18 protein-coding genes are annotated in these 18,500 nt (G+C 71.7%); 9 read left to right on the top strand and 9 right to left on the bottom strand.

The features are described from left to right. The first annotated feature begins 49 nt into the window (after positions 1-49). A complete protein-coding gene (locus GB864_RS01505) occupies positions 50-1,783 on the top strand; it encodes an ABC transporter ATP-binding protein (RefSeq protein WP_160422515.1) in 1,734 nt (577 codons plus the stop codon). Next, the gene (locus GB864_RS01500) at positions 1,780-3,894 is read left to right on the top strand and encodes an ABC transporter ATP-binding protein (protein ID WP_160422514.1); all 2,115 of its coding nucleotides are present in this window, start codon (positions 1,780-1,782) and stop codon (positions 3,892-3,894) included. The genes GB864_RS01505 and GB864_RS01500 overlap by 4 nt, the downstream gene beginning before the upstream one ends. 27 nt (positions 3,895-3,921) lie before the next feature. On the opposite strand, the gene GB864_RS01495 is transcribed toward GB864_RS01500, so the two are convergent. Beyond that, positions 3,922-5,856 carry an MDR family MFS transporter gene (locus tag GB864_RS01495; RefSeq protein ID WP_236778804.1) on the bottom strand — a complete coding sequence of 645 codons (1,935 nt, stop codon included), beginning with the start codon at positions 5,854-5,856 and terminating at the stop codon, positions 3,922-3,924. A 68-nt stretch (positions 5,857-5,924) separates the two neighbouring features. Here GB864_RS01495 and GB864_RS01490 point away from each other — a divergent pair, with 68 nt between their 5' ends. Then, positions 5,925-6,689: an SDR family NAD(P)-dependent oxidoreductase gene (locus GB864_RS01490; protein WP_160422513.1), complete on the top strand. Its 765-nt coding sequence runs from the start codon at positions 5,925-5,927 to the stop codon at positions 6,687-6,689. Between the two features lie 15 nt (positions 6,690-6,704). On the opposite strand, the gene GB864_RS18710 is transcribed toward GB864_RS01490, so the two are convergent. Both GB864_RS18710 and GB864_RS01485 read right to left on the bottom strand, forming a co-directional pair. Continuing rightward, positions 6,705-6,839 carry a hypothetical protein gene (locus tag GB864_RS18710; protein WP_272898123.1) on the bottom strand — a complete coding sequence of 45 codons (135 nt, stop codon included), beginning with the start codon at positions 6,837-6,839 and terminating at the stop codon, positions 6,705-6,707. Between the two features lie 87 nt (positions 6,840-6,926). Continuing rightward, entirely contained in the window at positions 6,927-7,475 is a 549-nt protein-coding gene (locus GB864_RS01485; protein WP_160422512.1) for a CGNR zinc finger domain-containing protein, read from the bottom strand. A 137-nt stretch (positions 7,476-7,612) separates the two neighbouring features. On the opposite strand from GB864_RS01485, the gene GB864_RS01480 reads away from it, so the two are divergent. From GB864_RS01480 to GB864_RS01465, 4 genes are all read left to right on the top strand, one after another. Then, positions 7,613-8,056: a VOC family protein gene (locus tag GB864_RS01480; protein ID WP_160422511.1), complete on the top strand. Its 444-nt coding sequence runs from the start codon at positions 7,613-7,615 to the stop codon at positions 8,054-8,056. A gap of 27 nt (positions 8,057-8,083) precedes the next feature. Beyond that, positions 8,084-8,302: a hypothetical protein gene (locus tag GB864_RS01475; RefSeq protein WP_160422510.1), complete on the top strand. Its 219-nt coding sequence runs from the start codon at positions 8,084-8,086 to the stop codon at positions 8,300-8,302. Next, entirely contained in the window at positions 8,299-8,769 is a 471-nt protein-coding gene (locus GB864_RS01470) for a hypothetical protein (protein ID WP_160422509.1), read from the top strand. Before GB864_RS01475 ends, GB864_RS01470 begins: the two co-directional genes overlap by 4 nt. 66 nt (positions 8,770-8,835) lie before the next feature. Continuing rightward, a complete protein-coding gene (locus GB864_RS01465) occupies positions 8,836-9,411 on the top strand; it encodes a DnaJ family domain-containing protein (RefSeq protein ID WP_160422508.1) in 576 nt (191 codons plus the stop codon). Between the two features lie 6 nt (positions 9,412-9,417). Here the strand turns inward: GB864_RS01465 and GB864_RS01460 are convergent, their stop codons facing one another. Beyond that, on the bottom strand, positions 9,418-9,903 hold the full coding sequence (locus tag GB864_RS01460) for a MarR family winged helix-turn-helix transcriptional regulator (RefSeq protein ID WP_160422507.1): 486 nt from the start codon (positions 9,901-9,903) through the stop codon (positions 9,418-9,420). Positions 9,904-10,314: 411 nt separating this feature from the next. On the opposite strand from GB864_RS01460, the gene mgrA reads away from it, so the two are divergent. After that, on the top strand, positions 10,315-11,355 hold the full coding sequence (gene mgrA / locus GB864_RS01455; protein ID WP_160422506.1) for an L-glyceraldehyde 3-phosphate reductase: 1,041 nt from the start codon (positions 10,315-10,317) through the stop codon (positions 11,353-11,355). Positions 11,356-11,585: 230 nt separating this feature from the next. Here mgrA and GB864_RS01450 read toward each other — a convergent pair whose 3' ends face one another. From GB864_RS01450 to GB864_RS01440, 3 genes are all read right to left on the bottom strand, one after another. Continuing rightward, complete coding sequence (locus tag GB864_RS01450; RefSeq protein WP_160422505.1) at positions 11,586-12,239, bottom strand: TetR/AcrR family transcriptional regulator; 654 nt, start codon at positions 12,237-12,239, stop codon at positions 11,586-11,588. A gap of 117 nt (positions 12,240-12,356) precedes the next feature. After that, complete coding sequence (locus GB864_RS01445) at positions 12,357-13,241, bottom strand: shikimate dehydrogenase (RefSeq protein ID WP_160422504.1); 885 nt, start codon at positions 13,239-13,241, stop codon at positions 12,357-12,359. Next, positions 13,238-15,151, bottom strand: coding sequence for a TIM barrel protein (locus tag GB864_RS01440; protein WP_160422503.1), 1,914 nt, complete (start codon positions 15,149-15,151; stop codon positions 13,238-13,240). Before GB864_RS01440 ends, GB864_RS01445 begins: the two co-directional genes overlap by 4 nt. Positions 15,152-15,522: 371 nt before the next feature. On the opposite strand from GB864_RS01440, the gene aroQ reads away from it, so the two are divergent. Then, on the top strand, positions 15,523-16,068 hold the full coding sequence (aroQ, locus tag GB864_RS01435; protein ID WP_160422502.1) for a type II 3-dehydroquinate dehydratase: 546 nt from the start codon (positions 15,523-15,525) through the stop codon (positions 16,066-16,068). 156 nt (positions 16,069-16,224) lie between these two features. Here aroQ and GB864_RS01430 read toward each other — a convergent pair whose 3' ends face one another. Both GB864_RS01430 and GB864_RS01425 read right to left on the bottom strand, forming a co-directional pair. After that, entirely contained in the window at positions 16,225-17,403 is a 1,179-nt protein-coding gene (locus tag GB864_RS01430; RefSeq protein ID WP_160422501.1) for a 4-hydroxybenzoate 3-monooxygenase, read from the bottom strand. A gap of 316 nt (positions 17,404-17,719) precedes the next feature. After that, positions 17,720-18,472: an IclR family transcriptional regulator gene (locus tag GB864_RS01425; RefSeq protein ID WP_160422500.1), complete on the bottom strand. Its 753-nt coding sequence runs from the start codon at positions 18,470-18,472 to the stop codon at positions 17,720-17,722. Positions 18,473-18,500: the final 28 nt, after the last annotated feature.

Below are 18,500 nucleotides of genomic sequence, written 5' to 3'. Positions count from 1 at the left end.
CCGGGATGACCCTGCGGATGTCCGGGGTCGCGGGTACCGTGAGCCTCCCATGCTCACTCGACTCCTGATCAGATACCTGAAACCGTCCAAGTGGCTGCTGCTCGGCGTGCTGGTCTTCCAGTTCCTGTCCGCGCTCGCGAGCCTGTACCTGCCCAGCATCAACGCCGACATCATCGACCAGGGCGTTTCCACCGGAGACACCGACTACATCTGGTCGCGCGGCGGGCTCATGCTCCTCATCTCCTTCGGCCAGATCACGGCCGCGATCATCGCCACCTGGTTCGCGGCGAAGGCCGCGATGGCCGCCGGTCGCGACATCCGCGACGACGTCTTCGAGCGCGTCTCGACGTTCTCCGAGCGCGAGGTCTCCAAGTTCGGGCCGGGCTCCCTCATCACCCGCAACACCAACGACGTGCAGCAGGTGCAGATGCTCGCGATGATGGCGGCGACGTTCCTCGTCACCGCTCCGCTGCTCGCCATCGGCGGCGTCATCATGGCCCTGCAGCAGGACGTCGGGCTGAGCTGGCTCATCGCCGTGTCGGTGCCGACGCTGCTCGTGCTCGCCGGCCTCATCATCAGCCGCATGGTGCCGCTCTTCCGCAGCTACCAGCACCGGCTCGACAACGTGAACCGCGTCATGCGCGAGCAGCTCACGGGCATCCGGGTCATCCGCGCCTTCGTCCGCGAGCCGATCGAGGAGGCCCGCTTCGCCGACGCGAACGCCGACATCATGATCGTCGGCCGCAAGGTCGGCTCGCTGTTCGTGCTGCTGTTCCCGCTCGTCATGCTCGTGCTCAACGTCACGGTCGTCGGCGTCATCTGGTTCGGCGCGATCGAGGTCGAGGCCGGCGGCGTGCAGGTCGGCACGCTCTTCGCCTTCATGCAGTACGTCATGACCATCCTGAGCGGCGTGCTCATGGCCAGCTTCATGACGATCATGATCCCGCGAGCCGCGGTGAGCGCGGGCCGCATCGGCGAGGTGCTCGACGCCGAGACGAGCCTCGAGCGCCCGGTCGACGGGGTCGTCGATTTCCCCGAGCCGGGCACCGTCGGATTCCGCGACGTGGAGTTCACCTACCCCGGCGCCGAGCACCCCGTGCTCGCGGGCATCACGTTCGAGGCGCGTCGCGGCGAGACCGTCGCGGTCGTCGGTTCGACGGGCGCCGGCAAGACGACGCTGATCTCGCTCATCCCGCGGCTCTTCGACGTCACCGGCGGCGACGTGCTCGTGAACGGCGTCGACGTGCGCCGCGCCGACCTCGACGCGCTCTGGCACACCATCGGCCTCGTGCCGCAGCGGCCGTTCCTCTTCAGCGGCACCGTCGCCTCGAACCTGCGGTTCGGACGCGAGGAGGCGACCGACGAGGAGCTGTGGCACGCGCTCGAGATCGCGCAGGGCCGCGACTTCGTCGCCGAGATGGAGGGCGGGCTCGACGCCCGCATCGCCCAGGGCGGCACGAACGTCTCCGGCGGCCAGCGGCAGCGGCTCGCGATCGCGCGCGCGATCGTGCACCGCCCCGACATCCTCGTCTTCGACGACTCGTTCTCCGCCCTCGACCTCACGACGGATGCCCGGCTCCGCCAGGCGCTCTGGAAGGAACTGCCCGACGTGACGAAGATCGTCGTCGCCCAGCGCGTGTCCACGATCACCGACGCCGACCGCATCGTCGTGCTCGACGATGGCCGAATGGTCGGCATCGGCACCCACGACGAACTGGTCGAGTCGAATCAGACCTACCGGGAGATCGTCGAATCCCAGCTCGGTGTGGAGGCGGCACGATGAGCGCCGAGAAGCCGGGCCGCCGCGGTGCCACGACACCGGTGGAGCCGTCCGAGGAGGAGAAGCTCGAACTCGAGCTCGCCGAGCAGGCGCGCATCTCCGCCGACGACTGGAGCGGCGCCGTCGCACCCGGCAAGGCCGAGGACTTCGGCAAGAGCTTCCGGCGGCTGATCGGGCTGCTCAAGCCGCACGCGCTCGCGTTCGGGTTCGTGTCGCTGCTCGGCGCCCTGGGCGTCGTGCTGACGGTGCTCGCCCCGAAGGTGCTCGGCGAGGGCACGAACCTCATCTTCGAGGGCGTCGTCTCGTCCCAGCTGCCCGAGGGTGCGACGAAGGACCAGGTCGTCGCCGGACTCGAGGCATCCGGCCAGAACGACCTCGCCAACATGGTGCGGGCCATGGACGACCTGGTGCCCGGCGCCGGCATCGACTTCCAGCGGCTCGCCCAGGTGCTGCTGACGGTGCTCGCGCTCTACACGGTCGCCTCGATCCTGACGTGGCTGCAGGGCTACGTGATCAACGTCATCATGGTGCGCACCATGTACCGGCTCCGCGAGTCGGTCGAGGCGAAGATCAACCGCCTGCCGCTCAGCTACTTCGACAAGGTGCAGCGCGGCGAGGTGATCTCGCGGGTCACGAACGACATCGACAACATCACCCAGACGATGCAGCAGTCGCTCTCGGGCGCGCTCACCGCGGTGCTCACCGTCGTCGGCGTGCTCGTCATGATGTTCTCGATCTCGTGGCAGCTCTCGCTCGTCGCCCTCGTCTCACTGCCGCTCATGGCGGTCGTCTTCGGCGTCATCGGCCCGAAGTCGCAGGCCGCCTTCGGCGTGCAGTGGAAGAAGGTCGGCCGCCTCAACGCCCGTGTCGAGGAGTCGTTCTCGGGCCACGCGCTCGTCAAGGTCTACGGCCGCGAGGCCTCCAGCCGCGAGGCGTTCAAGGCCGAGAACCACGAACTGTACGAGGCGTCGTTCAAGGCGCAGTTCCTCGGCAACGTGATGATGCCCGCGATGATGTTCATCGGCAACCTCATGTACGTCGGCATCGCCGTGCTCGGCGGGCTCATGGTCGCCACCGGCCAGCTGCGGCTCGGCGACGTGCAGGCGTTCATCCAGTACTCGCAGCAGTTCACCCAGCCGCTCTCGGAGCTCGGCGGCATGGTCGCGGTCGTGCAGTCCGGCACGGCGTCGGCCGAGCGCGTGTTCCAGCTCCTCGACCAGGACGAGCAGGAGGCCGACGCGGTCGATGCGCCGAAGCCCGTCGACGGCTCCGGCACGATCGAGTTCGACCGGGTCGCGTTCGCCTACCACCCCGACCACCCGCTCATCACCGACCTCTCGTTCCGCGTCGAGCCTGGCCAGACGGTCGCGATCGTGGGGCCGACGGGCGCGGGCAAGACGACGCTGGTCAATCTGCTCATGCGGTTCTACGAGCTCGACGGCGGCGCGATCCGCGTCGACGGGCAGGACATCGCCGCGCTCACCCGGCACGACGTCCGCGCGCGCACCGGCATGGTGCTGCAGGACCCGTGGCTCTTCGCCGGCACGATCCGCGAGAACATCCGGTACGGGCGGGCGGATGCCACCGACGAGGAACTGCTCGACGCCGCGAAGGCGACCTACGTCGACCGGTTCGTGCACTCGCTGCCCGACGGGTACGACACCGTGCTCGACGAGGACGCGTCGAACGTGTCGGCGGGCGAGAAGCAGCTCATCACGATCGCCCGCGCGTTCGTGGCCGACCCGAGCGTGCTCATCCTCGACGAGGCGACGAGCTCGGTCGACACCCGCACTGAGCTGCTGCTCCAGCACGCGATGGCGGCACTCCGCGAGGGGCGCACCTCGTTCGTGATCGCGCACCGGCTCTCGACGATCCGCGACGCCGACCTCATCCTCGTGATGGAGCACGGCGACATCGTCGAGCAGGGCACCCACGACGAGCTCATCGCCGCGAACGGCGCCTACCGGCGCCTGTACAACTCGCAGTTCGAGCAGGCCGCGGCCGACCTCGATGCGGAGGGTTCGCCGATCATCACGCCGGCGCCCGAGAGCGCCGACCCGACCGCGCGGCTGCTCGAAGCCGCCGAGGAGCGGGCGGAGGCCGAACTCAACTGATCCGAGCCGGGCGACGGCGGCCGCGACCTAGTAGCGTCGCCGGTCGTCGCCGCCCGGCTCGATCATCGCCCCGGCTTCGGCCGCCGCGATCGCCGCGATCGAGCCCGTGTCGGGGTAGTCGTCGTCGTCGCCGGCGGCACCTGCCCCGGCACCCGCGCCGGCACCGGCCGCGCTCGCCCGCTCGTCGGCCGCCTCCTGCATCGCCGACTTCGCCCGCAGCGGCGGAGTGCGGAAGAACAGCGCGAGCACGAAGGCCATCGCGGCGACGATCATCGCGATCCAATAGACCCGGATCGTCGAGGCGTTGAACCCCACGAGGAACGGCTTGGCCAGTCGCTCGTCGGCGCCGACGAGGAACGAGCTGTCGTCGAGCGCCGAGCTCGACGCCCCGTCCTCCTCGCTCGAGGCGCCGGAGGAGGCATCCGAGAACGCCGAGAGGAGCTCGGGCGCGACCTGGTCGACGACCTGCGCGCGCACCGCGTCGTCGGAGAGGTCGGTGCCCGGCGGCAGCGCGGCGGTGATGGGTGTGACGATGGGCTCGTAGATCGTCGCCATGATCTTCGCGTTCTCCGGCGCACCGGCGACCGACGGGTCGAGTGCGGCGTCGAGCGCGGACGTCAGCGTGTCCTCGTCGGAGAGCGCCGTCGACACGTTCTGCGGCACGAGCGTGAACAGCAGCGAGAGCAGCACCGCGGTGCCGGCGGTGCCGCCGATCTGGCGGAAGAATGTCGACGCGCTCGTCGCGACGCCCATGTCGCGGAGGCCGACCGAGTTCTGGCTCGCGATCGTCAGGGTCTGCATGAGCTGGCCGAGGCCGAGGCCGATGAGCAGCATGCCGCCGGCGAGATACCAGTACGACGAGTCGTACTGGAGGAAGGTCAGCTCGAGGAAGCCGAGCGTGAGCAGGAGGGTGCCGAGGATCGGGAAGATCCGGTAGTGCCCGGTGCGGGAGATGAACTGCCCGCTCACGATCGAGGCGGTCATGAGTCCGAGGATCATCGGCAGCGTCTGGATGCCGCTCTCGGCGGGCGTCGAGCCGAACACGAGCTGGAGGTAGAGCGGGAGCGTCAGCATCGCGCCGAACATCGCGAAGCCGACGAAGACGCCGATGACGGTCGCCATCGAGAACGTGGGGGAGCGGAACAGCTTGAGCGGGATGATCGCATCGTCGCCCATCGCCCGCTCGACGATCACGAAGGCCGCGATGCCGAGCACGCCGACGACGTAACAGGCGATCGCGATCGGGCTGCCCCAGCCCCAGTCGCGCCCCTCCTCGGCCACGAGCAGCAGCGGCACGAGGGCGACGATGACGAGCGAGGCGCCCCACCAGTCGATGCGGACCCGTGCCGAGGCGTGCTTCGGCAGGTGCAGGAAGCGCAGCACGATCGCGAACGCGACGATCCCGATCGGCACGTTGATGAGGAAGACCCAGCGCCAGCCGGTGATCCAGAGGATCTCGTCCGCGCCGGCGAAGAGGCCGCCGATGAGCGGGCCGATGACGCTCGAGACGCCGAAGACGGCGAGGAAGTAGCCCTGGTACTTCGCGCGCTCCCGGGGCGCGAGGATGTCGCCCATGATCGCGAGCGGCATCGACATGAGGCCGCCCGCGCCGAGGCCCTGGATCGCGCGGAACGCGGCGAGCTGCCCCATGCTCTGCGAGAACGAGGACAGCAGCGACCCGACGATGAAGATGACGATCGCGATGATGAAGAGCGGCCGTCGGCCGAAGATGTCCGAGAGCTTGCCGTAGAGCGGCGTCGCGATGGTCGACGTGATGAGGTACGCCGTCGTCACCCACGCCTGCTGGCTGAGTCCACCGAGATCGTCGCCGATCGTGCGGATCGAGGTGCCGACGACGGTCTGGTCGAGCGCGGAGAGGAACATGCCCGCCATCAGGCCGATGATCACCAGCATGATCTGGCGGTGCGTCATGAGTGGCTCGGATGCCCGTTCGGCCGTCATTCCCGCAGCGTAACCCTCTTGAGGGGTGGATGACAGGTCCGTGATTCCGGGGACATAGGATGCCCCGCATGACGACGACGTCCCTCATCACCGGCGCGAGTTCCGGCCTCGGCGCCGAGTTCGCCCGCCAACTGGCCGCCCGCTGCTCCGACCTCGTGCTCGTCGCCCGCGACCGAGAGGCGCTCGCCGCGCTCGCCGCCGAACTGCGTCGGGCCCACGGCCGAGAAGTCGAAGTGCTCGTGGCCGACCTCCTCGAGCCGTCCGAACTGGACGCCGTCGTCGCCCGCATCGCGGACGCGGAGCATCCGATCGAACTGCTCGTCAACAACGCGGGCATCGGCCTGCCGCTCGCCTTCGAGGCGAATGACGTCGATGCCGAGGTGCGCCACGGCCGACTCCACAACGAGGTGCCGCTGCGGCTCATGCACGCCGCACTGCCCGGGATGCTCGAGCGCGGCAGCGGCCGCATCATCAACGTGGCCAGCGTTGCGGCGTTCATCCCGCGCTCGACGTACGGCGCGGTCAAGTCGTGGGTCGTGAACTTCAGCCGGTGGGCGAACGGGTACTACGGTCCGCGGGGCGTCACCGTGACGGCGGTCTGCCCCGGCTACACGCACACGAACTTCCACGAGCGGCTCGGGCTCCCGCCCGGGCAGGAGGGCGTGCCCGGCTGGATGTGGCTCGACGCGCCTCGCGTCGTGCGCGAAGGACTGCGGGATGCGGCACGCGGCACCGCCGTCTCGATCCCGTCGAAGCGCTACAAGACCCTCGTGGGCCTCACGAAGTTCGCGCCCGCGGGCCTCGCGGCGAAGATCGGGGCCCGCGGACGCTGAGCTGATCCGGGCCGGTCAGCCCTCGTCCTCCTCCTCGCGCAGCTCCGCGTCGCGGAACTCGTCCGGCAGCGCCGTGTCCTCCTCGTAGGTCGGGGTCGGCAGGCGGTCGAGGTCGAACGGTTCCTCGAGCGGGTCGATGAAGTCGGTCATGTGCGGGCTCCTCTCCGAGTGGCACTCCGACGCTAGGCGCAGGCTCGGACGAAGGGAACCCCGCCGGGGACGGCGGCGCCCCTCCGATCAGACCGGGACGCCGTCGCGCTTGCGCGCCCGGTACGCGGCCGCCTTCACGCGGGCGCCGCACGTCTGCATGGAGCACCACTCGCGGCGGTGCCCGCGGGAGCGGTCGAGGTAGATCTGGGTGCACCCGGGACGGCCGCATTCGCGCAGGAGCGCGGCATCCTCGCCCCCGATGATCTCGACGGCCCCGCGGGCGAGGTCGGCCAGGGCCTGCGCCGGCGTGCCCTGCCGCCGCCAGCCGTCCGGGGTGAGTCTCGGCACGAGCGGCGCCTCGATCGCGGCGGCATTGAGCGCGTCGACGGCGTCGCGGGGGAGTGGGGCGGCCGCGGCACGGGCGTAGACGAGTGCGGCGATCGTCTCGCGGAGCTCGATCGCGTGGGCGAGGTCCGCCGCGTCCGCTCCCGGCGCGTGGGCCAGGAGTCCGGACTCGACGAACCAGGCGTCGAGGGCGTCGGGTGAGGGGAGCAGTTCGGTCGGAGCGTCCGTGCTGCGCGCACGCAGGGTGCCGACGAAGTCGAGGGGGAGGGTCCCGCAGGGGAAGGCGTGCATCACGTCACCATGCTGAGTGGTGACCTGGCGAAGGCGCAACTCGGACGAGCCATTCGTCACCATCTTGACAGGTGACGACACGGCGGGAACAATCGTCACTGTTCCGACCGGTAACGCTTGATCGAATGGAGCAGATCATGGAACTCAAGCTCGAAGTCGTCGTCCTCCCCGTCGGCGACGTCGACCGCGCGAAGACCTTCTACGAGGGGCTCGGATTCCGCCTCGACGCCGACTTCTCGACGCCTCGCGGACTCCGTGTCGTGCAGGTCACCCCGCCCGGGTCGTCGGCCTCGGTGATCTTCGGCGAGCAGTTGACGCACGCCGCGCCGGGATCGGTGCGCGAGCTGATGCTCGTGACGGGCGACCTCGCCGGCACGGTCGCCGAACTGCGCGAACGCGGCGCCGACGTCAGCGGGCCGTGGCACGACGCCGACGGCGTCTTCCATTGGGCGGGCGATGCCAACCGGGTCGCCGGCCCGAACCCCGACCACGACAGTTACGCGTCGTTCGCCTCCTTCGCGGACCCGGACGGCAACACGTGGGTCATCCAGCAGATCGTCGACCGCCTGCCCGGGCGCTGAGCCGAGCCGAGAACAGGGGACGGGCGGATGACCGCATCGACGCCGGCGGAGCCGGCAGCACTGGATCGGACCGCACGCGCCGAGCTGCTCGAACGGCTGCTCGTCGCCACGGCGGCCGCGCACGGCGTGCACGAGGCCGAAGAGCTCGGCGGCGTCTACGACGAGGAATGGCCGCACTGGTACGCCGAGTTCCTCGCCGACGCCGTGAGCGCCGCCGGCTACCGCATCGTGCAGGTCGAGCGATGAGCGGCGAGGGCGTCGGCCGGGCGGATCGCGAGGCGGTCGCACGCTTCCTCGTCGCCTCGCGCGACAGCGAGGGCCTCGACGCGCGGCTCGCCGACGAGTTCGACCGGCTGACGCCGGGCCAGTTCGACGTGCTCGTCGCGGCCCTGGAGGGTGACGCGGCGGACGGGTCGGAGCCGTCGTCGGCGCGCGGGGAGGGAGCGACAGCGGCGACGGAGCCGGCACCGGAGTCGAGGCGCACGGCCCCGTCCGCCCGAGCCGCCGCCGGCATCGCCGGGTGGGCCGACGAACTGCGCGTCGTGCTGCGGGTCGGCGCGGCGCTGGGGGTGGCGACGCTCGTCGTCGCGGGCATCGCGCTCGCGGCGACGGTCGCGAGCGGCGGGGCGGAAGCCCCTATGGCCGATCCCGCGACGCCCGGCATCGAGCAGATCGTCGACCCGATCGCGCCGCCCGACTTCGACGACTTCTGATCGCGGAGGCCGGGTCATCCGGCCCGGTGCGAGGATCGGAGGAGGAGCCGAATCCAGGAGGTGCACGTGTCGGACGAGGAGGACCCGCGCCTGCGCGCGGCGCGATACCGGGACGCCGAGGATGCCCGCCGGGCGGGAGAGCCCGCCCCCGAGAGCGGGAGGGCGCCCGGTGCGGCGTTCTCCGCCGTCGACCGGTCGGCCGTCATCGAGACCGAGATCCAGCAGGCCATCCGCCGGGGCGACTTCGACGGCCTCCCGGGCGCCGGCAAGCCCCTCGCGAACCTCGGAGGCGGGAACGACCCGGACTGGTGGATCCGCCGGAAGATCGAGACCGAGCGGCTCACCGGCCTCGGGCCGCCCGCGCTGAGCCTGCGCGTCGAGGATCGCGATCTGCATGCGACGCTCGATCGGCTCCACCGCGAGGCGGACGTGCGGGCCGCCGTCGAGGACTTCAACCGGCGCGTGATCGAGGCGCGGCGGCAGCTCCAGGGCGGACCGCCCGTCATCACGCCCACACGCGACGTCGACGCGGAAGCGGCGGACTGGACCTCGCGTCGTGCGGCGCGGCGGGAGGCCGCCGCCATCGCCGCGGCCGCCGAGCAGGACGCCCGGCCGAAGCGCCGTCGGTGGCGCCGGGCCTGAGCCGGCTCAGCCGCGAGCGAGGCCCGTGCGGCCGTGCGGGTCGAGCGTCGCGACGACCGGTTCGAGCGCGTCGGCGAGGGCCGCGAGCTGCTCGCGACTGAGCGTGTCGATCACGAGTTCGCGCACCCGCGCGACGTGGCCGGGGGTCGCGAGGATCATCGTGCGGCGGCCGTCCTGCGTCAGGTGCACGTCGGTCACGCGGCGATCGGCGGGATTCGTCGAACGCTCCACGAGGCCGCGCTTCGCCAGCCGGGTCAGCACCTTCGAGAGGCGCGGCAGCGAGGCATCCACCTGCTCGGCGAGGCGGCTCGTCGCGAGCTTCGACTCGTCGGCCTGGTTGAGCACGACGAGCACGGCGTACTCGAACTCGGTGAGCCCCGCCGAGGCGAGCAACTGCGAGTCGAGGGCGTTCGGCAGGAGCCGCATCGTCGAGAGCAACGAGAGCCAGGCGCGCGACTCGAGATCGTCCATGCGCGGCACCCGGTAGGTCATGGGCTCAATCGTAAGAGGGAACCCGGTGGTCGAGTAGGCGCGTCAGCGCCGTATCGAGACCTCGGCAGGTCGGCTGACGGGGTCTCGATACGCTCCTTCGTCGCTACTCGACCGACGAGGCCGTCGCTACTCGACCGACGGGGTCGTCGCTACTCGACCGACGGGGTCGTCGCTACTCGACCGACGGGGTCGTCGCTGCTCGACCGACGGGGTCGTCGCTGCTCGACCGCCGAGGACGTCAGGCCGCCGTCGCGAAGTCCGGGCGGCGAAGCCGCGATCGGCGGTCGAGGAGCACCCCTCGCTGGTCGAGTAGCGGCGAAGCCGCGTATCGAGACCTCGCACTGCGGTTTACCGGGTCTCGATACGCCCTCCGGGCTACTCGACCAGCGGAGCGGCTGACAGGCTGGTCCCATGACGTACCTCGCGCGCGATGACCGCTACGACTCGATGGTGTACCGGAGAACGGGCCGCTCCGGCCTCGACCTCCCCGCACTCTCGCTCGGCTACTGGCACAACTTCGGCGACGACCGCCCGTTCGAGGCGCAGCGCGCCATCAGCCGCCGCGCCTTCGACCTCGGCATCACCCATCACGACCTCGCCAACAACTACGGGCCGCCCTACGGCGCCGCCGAACTCAACTTCGGCAAGCTCATGCGCGAGGACTTCGCCCCGTACCGCGACGAGCTCATCGTCTCGACCAAGGCCGGGTGGGACATGTGGCCGGGCCCGTACGGGCAGGGCGGCGGCAGCCGCAAGTACGTGCTCGCCTCGCTCGACCAGTCGCTGACCCGCATGGGCCTCGACTACGTCGACATCTTCTACTCGCACCGGCTCGACGCGACGACGCCGCTCGAGGAGACGATGGGCGCGCTGCACACGGCCGTGCAGCAGGGCAAGGCGCTCTACGTCGGCATCTCGTCCTACGACGCCGATCGCGCCCGGGAGGCCGCGGCCATCCTGGCCGACCTCGGCACGCCGCTCCTCATCCACCAGCCCTCGTACTCGATGCTCAACCGCTGGATCGAGACCGAAGGCCTCCTGGATGCCGCGGGCGACCTCGGCTTCGGCGTCATCGGCTTCACCGCGCTCGCCCAGGGGATGCTGACCGACAAGTACCTCGACGGCGTGCCCGAGGGATCGCGCGCCGCGGCGGGCACTTCGCTCGACCGCGACGTGCTGACGCCCGAACTCGTCGACCGGCTTCGCGGCCTCGACGAGATCGCCGCGTCCCGCGGGCAGTCGCTCGCGCAGCTCGCCCTCGCGTGGGCGCTGCGCGACCCGCGCGTGACTTCGCTCGTGATCGGCGCCTCGCGCGTCGAGCAGCTGGAGCAGAACGTCGCCGCCCTCGGCAACCTCGAGTTCTCGGACGCCGAGCTCGCCGAGATCGACCGCCTCGCCGGCACGACGGAGGGCGTCGACCTCTGGGACTCCGCCCGCAAGGGCGAGGTCTGACCCCGTCGGTCGGAGCTCCCGTCGGTCGAGTAGCGGACCGTATCGAGACCCCGCACGGCCCTTTCCGGGCCGGGAGCGGCATCCTGCCGGGTCTCGATACGGTCGCTCCGCTCCCTACTCGACCAGCGGAGCTCCCGTTGGTCGAGTAGCGGAGCGTATCGAGACCCCGCACGGCCCTTTCCGGGCCGGGAGCGGCATCCTGCCGGGTCTCGATACGGTCGCTCCGCTCCCTACTCGACCAGCGACGGCTTCGTCGTCAGGGTGGCGACGATCATGTCGCCGATGAGCCGGCGGTAGTGGTCCTGGCGCTCCGGGTCGAGCAGGTCGCGGCGGAAGATCGCGTTGAACGTGTCGCGGTTCGCCACGTGGAAGACGGCGAAAGCGCTGATCATGGCGTGGGTCTCGACCGCATCCACGTCGTCGCGGAATCGCCCCTCGGCGACGCCGCGCGAGATGACCTGCTCGAGCGTCGAGATCGCCGTCGCGTTGAGGTCGAGGATGGTCTCGGACTGCAGCAGGTGCTCGGCGCGGTGGATGTTCTCGATGCTCACGAGCCGGATGAAGTCGCGGTGCGTGGTGTGGTGGTCGTAGGTCGCCTCGGCGAGGGCGCGGAGCGCGTCCACCGGGTCCATATCGTCGACGTGGAGCCCCGATTCCAGGCTGCGGATCGTCGCGTACGCCCGCTCGAGGACGGCCAGGAACAGCCCTTCCTTCGAGCCGAAGTAGTAGTAGAGCATGCGCTTCGTCGTGCGCGTGCGAGCGGCGATCTCGTCGACGCGCGCACCGGCGAGGCCGTTCGCGGCGAACTCCGCGGTCGCGATGTCGAGGATGTCGAGGCGGGTCTGCGCCGCATTGCGGGTCTGCGCCTGCGCTTCGGCGGTCATCGCCCCAGCCTTCCCGGGCGCTCCGCCCTTCCCCGTCGTTCCATTCGGAATCCTAGGCGAGGGGGACGGCGTTCCGCGGTGCCGAGGGGCTCTCGGCCCGCTCAGTGGAACACCCGGTCAGGGTTCACCGCGTTCGGCCGTCGCGAGGCGTTCCTCGGCCTCGACGAGCTCGAGGAAGTGGGCGCGCATGCGCTCGGCATCCGGGTCGAGTCCGGTGATGAAGCGGATGCTCGAGACGGCCTGGCCGACCGCCATCCGGCCGCCGTCGAGCACCCGGTGGCCGGTCGCCGCCGCGCGGCGGAGGAGCTCGGTCTCCAGCGGCCGGTAGACGACGTCGGACACCCAGGCGTCGAGCCGCAGCACGGCCGGGTCGAACGCGACGCCGGGGTGGTGCGCCATGCCGACGGGGGTCGCGTGCACGACGCCGTCGGCGCTGCGCAGCGCGGCGTCGACGCCAGGGATCGCCGCGATGCGGGCATCCGGGAAGGCGACGGCGAGGCGGTCGGCCAGTTCGGCCGCACGGCCGACGTCGTAGTCGAAGAGCCGCAGTTCGTCGACGCCGAGGTCGAGCAGGGCGTAGGCGGTCGCCGCACCGGCGCCGCCGGCGCCGAGCTGCACGACGGAGCCCGTCGCCGCCCCGGGCAGCCCGTCGACGAAGCCGTCGCGGAAGCCCTCCCAGTCGGTGTTGCAGCCGATGCGGCGGCCGTCTCGCAGCAGCACGAGATTCACGGCGCCGAGTCGCTCGGCCGCGGGGTGCAGCTCGTCGACGACCTCCATGACGAGCTGCTTGCACGGGTGCGTGATGTTGAGGGCGGCGAAGCCGGCTGCCTCCGCGTCGGCGATCAGCCGCCCGACGTCGCTCGGCTCCGCGCCGAGTTCGAGCAGGTCGAGGATGCGGTACTCGTAGTCGAGGCCGAGCGCCGCGGCCTCGCGTTCGTGCATGGGCGGCGTGAGGGAGGCGCCGATGCCCTCGCCGATGAGGCCGACCAGGTAGTGCGTCATCGGGGCCCGGCCACGACCGCCGCGTCGGCGGCGGAACCGGCGCGGCGACGCTCGTACTGCGCCGCGAGGCGCACCGGTGCGTTGCCCGCGCCGTACCCCTCGTAGCCGCCGCGCCGCTCCACGACCTCGAAGAAGACCGAGCCGATCGCGCCCGTGTAGAAGTGCAGGAACTCGCCCGCCGCGTCGCGGTCGTAGAGCACGTTCAGCTCCCGCAGCGAGGCGAGGAGGCCGGGATCGAGTTCGTAGCGGGCGTCGAGATCGTCGTAGTAGTTCGCCGGGATCGGCAGGGGGGCCAGGCCGCGGGCGCGGGCGGCCCGGGCGACCCCGAGCGCGTCGTCGGTCGCGAACGCGAGGTGCTGCGGCAGGATCGCGCCGCCCGTGTCGCCGGAGGGCGCGAGGTTCAGGGCGACGCGAACGCCGCCGTCGGCGGTCCGCAGCACCTGGCTGCGCACGAGGCCGATGGGGGCGGCGACCTCCGTCGAGGGGGTCGCTGCGAGGCCGACGACCGTCGAGTAGAAGAGGACCGCGGCGTCGAAGTGCTGCCACGGCTGGGCGAGGTTGACGTGGTCGACCCGCAGGATTCCGGTGCCGGCGGCATCCTCGTCGACTTGCCCGTCGGCGGCCCCCGCCGTGCCGAACTCGCCGATCCAGTGCGGCTCCCCGTCCCCGGCGTCGCCGAAGAACGCCTCCGAGCCGTCGGGCGCCCGGAAGCCGACGAGCCGCTCCTCGCCCACGGCCTGCTCGCGAGCGACCGGCGCGGCGCGGAAGGCGAGCGCGCGGGCCGCGGCGGCATCCTGATCGACGACGCCGAAGCCGAGCCCCGCGACGGCCGGGGCGGAGCCGACGCCGCCGGTCGGGCCGAGGACGAGCCGGGCGGCTCCCTGCGTCCACAGCTCGACGGGCTTCGAGCGGTGCACCCCGCGGTCGGCGAAGCCGAGCTGGGCGAGCGCGGTGCGCAGGGCGTCGAGGTCGTCGGAGCGCACCTCGACGTAGTTGAAGTCGACCGGGGGAGCGGCGGCCGGGGCGACGTCGAGGTCGAGCCGTTCGCGCGCCGCGAGCGCCCCGCCCGCCGAGCCGAGCCCGCCGTGCCGGTCGAGCCAGTCGCGCCCCTGCTCCTGGAGGAGCACGAGGGAACGCATCGCGTCGATTGCGGTCTCCTCGGGGTCGGACTGGCGGAACGTGTCGTTGAAGACCTCGAGCGAGATCGGTCCGTCGTAGCCCGTGCGCAGGAGGTGGCCGAGGAAGCGGCCGAGGTCGAACGCGCCCTCGCCGGGGAAGACGCGGTAGTGACGGCTCCACGAGAGCACGTCCAGGGAGAGCTGCGGGGCGTCGGCCATCTGGACGAAGAAGACCTTGTCGCCGGGGATCGTCTCGATGGCCTCGGGGTCGTGGCCCTTCGAGAGGATGTGGAACGAGTCGAGGCAGATGCCGATCGCGTCGTGATCGGCGAGGCGCACGAGCCGCGCGGCGTGCTCGTAGCCGTCGACGAATCGGCCCCAGGCCAGCGCCTCGTAGGCGACGCGCACCCCGTGGGCGGCGGCGAGGTCGCCGAGGTCGCGCAGCTGGGAGGCGGCGAGCTGGTCGTCGCCGCTCTTCGCGGTCGCGACGTTGCTGCAGAGCAGCAGGGTGTCGATGCCGAAGCGGGTCATGAGGTCGAACTTCGCGGCCGCGCGGCGCAGGTTCGCGCGATGCAGCTCGGGGCTGACGCCCTCGAAGTCGCGGAACGGCTGGTAGAGGTCGAGGCTCAGGCCGAGGTCCGCGGCGATGCCCCGGATGTCCTCGGGGGAGCGCGGCGACGCGAGGAAGTCGGGTTCGAAGATCTCGACGCCGTCGAAGCCGGCATGCGCGGCGGCGCGCAGCTTCTCGTCGAGGGTGCCGCTCAGGCAGACGGTCGCGATCGAGGTGCGCACGTGGATGCTCCTTCTCCCGCATTCGCCGTCACTCCGGTGTGCGGCGCCGACGGGGGTCGGGACCCGTGCGTTCCGTCGTTGCGGATACGGTAACTAACCAGTACGTTCGACCGCAACCGGAACCGACCGCACGGAGCATCCTCGATGACGAGCCCAGCCGAACCTCCCCGGAGGTCCGGGCGCGTCATCCGCCCCGGAACGGCGGACCCGGCCACCCCCGACCCGACCGCGGAGCACCTGTCCCCGACGCTCCGCCTCCCGCGACGGCCGAACCCCGGAGTCGTCGCAGCCGGAGCCGGGGCGGCGCCCCCTCCGCCCCGCTCCGGCGCTTCTCGCCGCAGTCGACGCGGCCCCTCGAGAACGGATCCCCGATGACGACGTCCCACCGCATCCTCGTGCTCAACGGCCCGAACCTGAACCTGCTCGGCACCCGGCAGCCCCACCTCTACGGCGCGGAGACGCTCGCCGACGTCGAGGCGCGCTGCCGCGCCGTCGCGGAGGAGACCGGCGCGAGGATCGACTTCCACCAGTCCAACCACGAGGGCGTGCTCATCGACCTCGTGCAGACCGCCCGTACCGACTTCGACGCCGTCGTCATCAACCCGGGCGGCTACACGCACACGTCGATCGCGCTCATGGACGCCCTGCTCGCGATCGACACGCCCGTGGTCGAGGTGCACGTGACGAACGTGCACCGACGCGAGGAGTTCCGCCGGCACTCGTACGTCTCGCTCGCCGCGACGGCGGTCTTCGCGGGCGCCGGCCTCGACGGCTACGAGTTCGCGATCCGCCACCTCGTGCGGCTGCTCGCGGCCGCGCCGCGCACCTCGACCCCGGATGCTCCGCGCGCGGCGCGCCCGTCCGCTCCCGCCTCCGCCGCCCCCGGCGTCGCCTCGATCACGCGCCTCGCGCGCTGACCGGCGACCGCCTTCGCGTCTGCTGCCGGGCAGACATCCCGCTGCGTCGGCCGTTGCGCCACCTGTTCGCCCGTTGCGCCAGCAAGAGTGGCGCAACCTGCGAAGGAGTGGCGCAACGCGCGCGCCGGCCGGCCGGGCCGGTCGCCGCGTGAGGGGTCAGCGGGCGAGGGGCCAGCCCGTGTAGGCCTCGGCGAGGTAGGCGGCGCCGTGGGCCGAGCCGACGACGGAGCGGAGTTCGCCGAGCTGGCGGCGCCGGTCGAACTCGCTCGCGCCCGGGGCGACGTGCAGCAGGCTCGTCATCCACCAGGAGAAGTGCTGGGCCTTCCAGATGCGCTCGAGCGCAGTCTCGGCGAACGCGTCGATGAGCCGCTCGTCGCCCTCGAGCAGCAGCGCCTGCAACGCGGGGGCGAGCAGCCGCACGTCGGCGACGGCGAGGTTCATGCCCTTCGCGCCGGTGGGCGGCACGGTGTGGGCGGCGTCACCGACGAGGGCGGCCCGGCCGCGGCGCAGCTCGTGGGCGACGAAGCTGCGGAAGCGCAGCACGTCGCGCTGGAAGATCGGACCCTCCCGCAGCGTCGTGCCGGGGACGCGGCGCTGGAGGGCGTCCCAGAGCTCGGCCTCCGAGAACGACGCGGCGTCGACCTCGGGGTCGCACTGGAAGTACATGCGCTGCACCGACTCGGAGCGCTGGCTGATGAGCGCGAAGCCGTCGGGCGAGTTCGAGTAGATGAGCTCGGGGGCGCTCGGGGGCGCCTCGCAGAGGATGCCGAACCACGCGAACGGGTACTCGCGGAAGTAGCCGCCCGTCGACGAGCCCGTCACGGCCTCGCGGACGACCGACCGGGAGCCGTCGGCGCCGACGACGAAGTCGGCCTCGATGGTGAGCGGCTGCCCGTCGGCATCCGTCAGGATGACCCGGGGCCGCGCGCCCGAGGCATCCTCGACCCGCTCGGCGCGGACGCCGAACCGGAGGTCCTGACCGGCGGCGAGTCGAGCGGCGATGAGGTCCCGCAGCACCTCGTGCTGCGGGTAGAGCCAGACGGCGCGGCCGACGAGGCCGGCGAAGTCGATGCGGTACCCGGCGCCGTCGAAGCGCAGTTCGATGCCGTCGTGCCGATGCCCCTCGGCGAGCACGCGCGCCGAGGCGCCGGTCTCGGCGAGCGTCTCGACGGTGCCCTGCTCGAGGATGCCCGCGCGGATCGTGGTCTCGATCTGCTCGCGGCTGCGCGCATCGACGACGATCGACTCGATGCCGGCGGCATCCAGGAGGTGGGCGAGCAGCAGCCCGGCGGGGCCGGCGCCGATGATCGCGACGCGGGTGCGGACGGTGGTCATGGGGCGTCTCCTTCGACGGGGAACCGGGGCGACGACAGGATGCGACGGGGTCGCCCGCTCCGCGCACCGACTCCCGTTGATCGGGATTCCGTGTTGTCGGTCGAGTAGGCGCGGAGCGCCGTATCGAGACCTGGGCGGGTCGGGGGTCTCGATACGCTCCTTCGTCGCTACTCGACCGGCGGGCGTTGGTCGAGTAGGCGCGCAGCGCCGTATCGAGACCGGGTGGCGGGGTCTCGATACGCTCCTTCGTCGCTACTCGACCGGCGGTGGGTCGCTACTCGACCGGCTGTGGGTCGCTACTCGACCAACGGACTGGTCAGCGGCGGTAGCCCAGCGCGGCGCCGATCTCGCGGGCGGCGCGGTGGAGCTCGACGAGGGCGGGCTCGATGACCGCGTCGCGGCGCAGCACGACCGAGAGGGCCGCGACGACCGTGCCCGTCTCGTCGCGGACGGGCACGGCGACGCCGGTCGAGACGGCCTCGATGTAACCGGGCGCGACCGCGTAGCCGAGGGCCGCGACCTCCGCGAGCTTGCGCCGGAGGGCCGCCGGGTCGGTGAGGGTCTCGGCGGCGGTGCGCACGAGCGGGCCGGCGAGGATGCGTTCGCGGAGCTCCCGGTCGCCGAAGGCGAGGAGGACGAGCCCCGACGAGGCGGCGTGCAGCGGCAGGCGGCCGGCGATGCGCGTCACGTTCGAGCCGGACTCCGGGCCCGAGAGCCGTTCGAGGAACAGCGCCTCGTCCTGCTCGAGGATCGCGAGCTGCGTGTGCTCGCGGATGCGCGCCTGCACCCGTTCCATCGAGGGCATCGCCGCCTGGCGCAGGCGCAGGGCGTGCGAAGAGCGGGTCGCGAGCTCCCACAGCTTCACCCCGATGCGGATGCGCCGGTCGTCGTCGCGCTCGAGCAGCCCCGAGTCCACGAGCTCGCCGACGAGGCGATGCGCGGTCGAGGACGGCAGGTCGGCGCGTCGGCCGATCTCGGCGGCGGTCTGCACCGTGCGCGTCGGGGTGAACGTCGAGAGCACCCGCACGAGCCGATCGGTGACCGAGTCGCCCGAGGTGGAGTTCGCCATGGCGGGATTCTCGCACGGCGGGCATCCC

Source organism: Agromyces seonyuensis (genome assembly GCF_009789225.1).
Classification (GTDB): domain Bacteria; phylum Actinomycetota; class Actinomycetes; order Actinomycetales; family Microbacteriaceae; genus Agromyces; species Agromyces seonyuensis.
The sequence above is the reverse complement of the archived record's forward strand: the minus strand, read 5'-3'. Positions and strand labels throughout refer to the sequence as shown.

Coding starts and splice junctions, on each gene's coding strand:
- GB864_RS01425 (WP_160422500.1), bottom strand. CDS start 18,472: ATGGCGAACTCCACCTCGGGCGACTCGGTCACCGATCGGCTCGTGCGG.
- GB864_RS01505 (WP_160422515.1), top strand. CDS start 50: ATGCTCACTCGACTCCTGATCAGATACCTGAAACCGTCCAAGTGGCTG.
- GB864_RS01485 (WP_160422512.1), bottom strand. CDS start 7,475: ATGCACGCCTTCCCCTGCGGGACCCTCCCCCTCGACTTCGTCGGCACC.
- mgrA (WP_160422506.1), top strand. CDS start 10,315: ATGACGTACCTCGCGCGCGATGACCGCTACGACTCGATGGTGTACCGG.
- GB864_RS01430 (WP_160422501.1), bottom strand. CDS start 17,403: ATGACCACCGTCCGCACCCGCGTCGCGATCATCGGCGCCGGCCCCGCC.
- GB864_RS18710 (WP_272898123.1), bottom strand. CDS start 6,839: ATGACCGACTTCATCGACCCGCTCGAGGAACCGTTCGACCTCGACCGC.
- GB864_RS01475 (WP_160422510.1), top strand. CDS start 8,084: ATGACCGCATCGACGCCGGCGGAGCCGGCAGCACTGGATCGGACCGCA.
- GB864_RS01500 (WP_160422514.1), top strand. CDS start 1,780: ATGAGCGCCGAGAAGCCGGGCCGCCGCGGTGCCACGACACCGGTGGAG.
- GB864_RS01445 (WP_160422504.1), bottom strand. CDS start 13,241: ATGACGCACTACCTGGTCGGCCTCATCGGCGAGGGCATCGGCGCCTCC.
- GB864_RS01460 (WP_160422507.1), bottom strand. CDS start 9,903: ATGACCTACCGGGTGCCGCGCATGGACGATCTCGAGTCGCGCGCCTGG.
- GB864_RS01495 (WP_236778804.1), bottom strand. CDS start 5,856: ATGACGGCCGAACGGGCATCCGAGCCACTCATGACGCACCGCCAGATC.
- GB864_RS01470 (WP_160422509.1), top strand. CDS start 8,299: ATGAGCGGCGAGGGCGTCGGCCGGGCGGATCGCGAGGCGGTCGCACGC.
- GB864_RS01450 (WP_160422505.1), bottom strand. CDS start 12,239: ATGACCGCCGAAGCGCAGGCGCAGACCCGCAATGCGGCGCAGACCCGC.
- GB864_RS01490 (WP_160422513.1), top strand. CDS start 5,925: ATGACGACGACGTCCCTCATCACCGGCGCGAGTTCCGGCCTCGGCGCC.
- GB864_RS01480 (WP_160422511.1), top strand. CDS start 7,613: ATGGAACTCAAGCTCGAAGTCGTCGTCCTCCCCGTCGGCGACGTCGAC.
- aroQ (WP_160422502.1), top strand. CDS start 15,523: ATGACGACGTCCCACCGCATCCTCGTGCTCAACGGCCCGAACCTGAAC.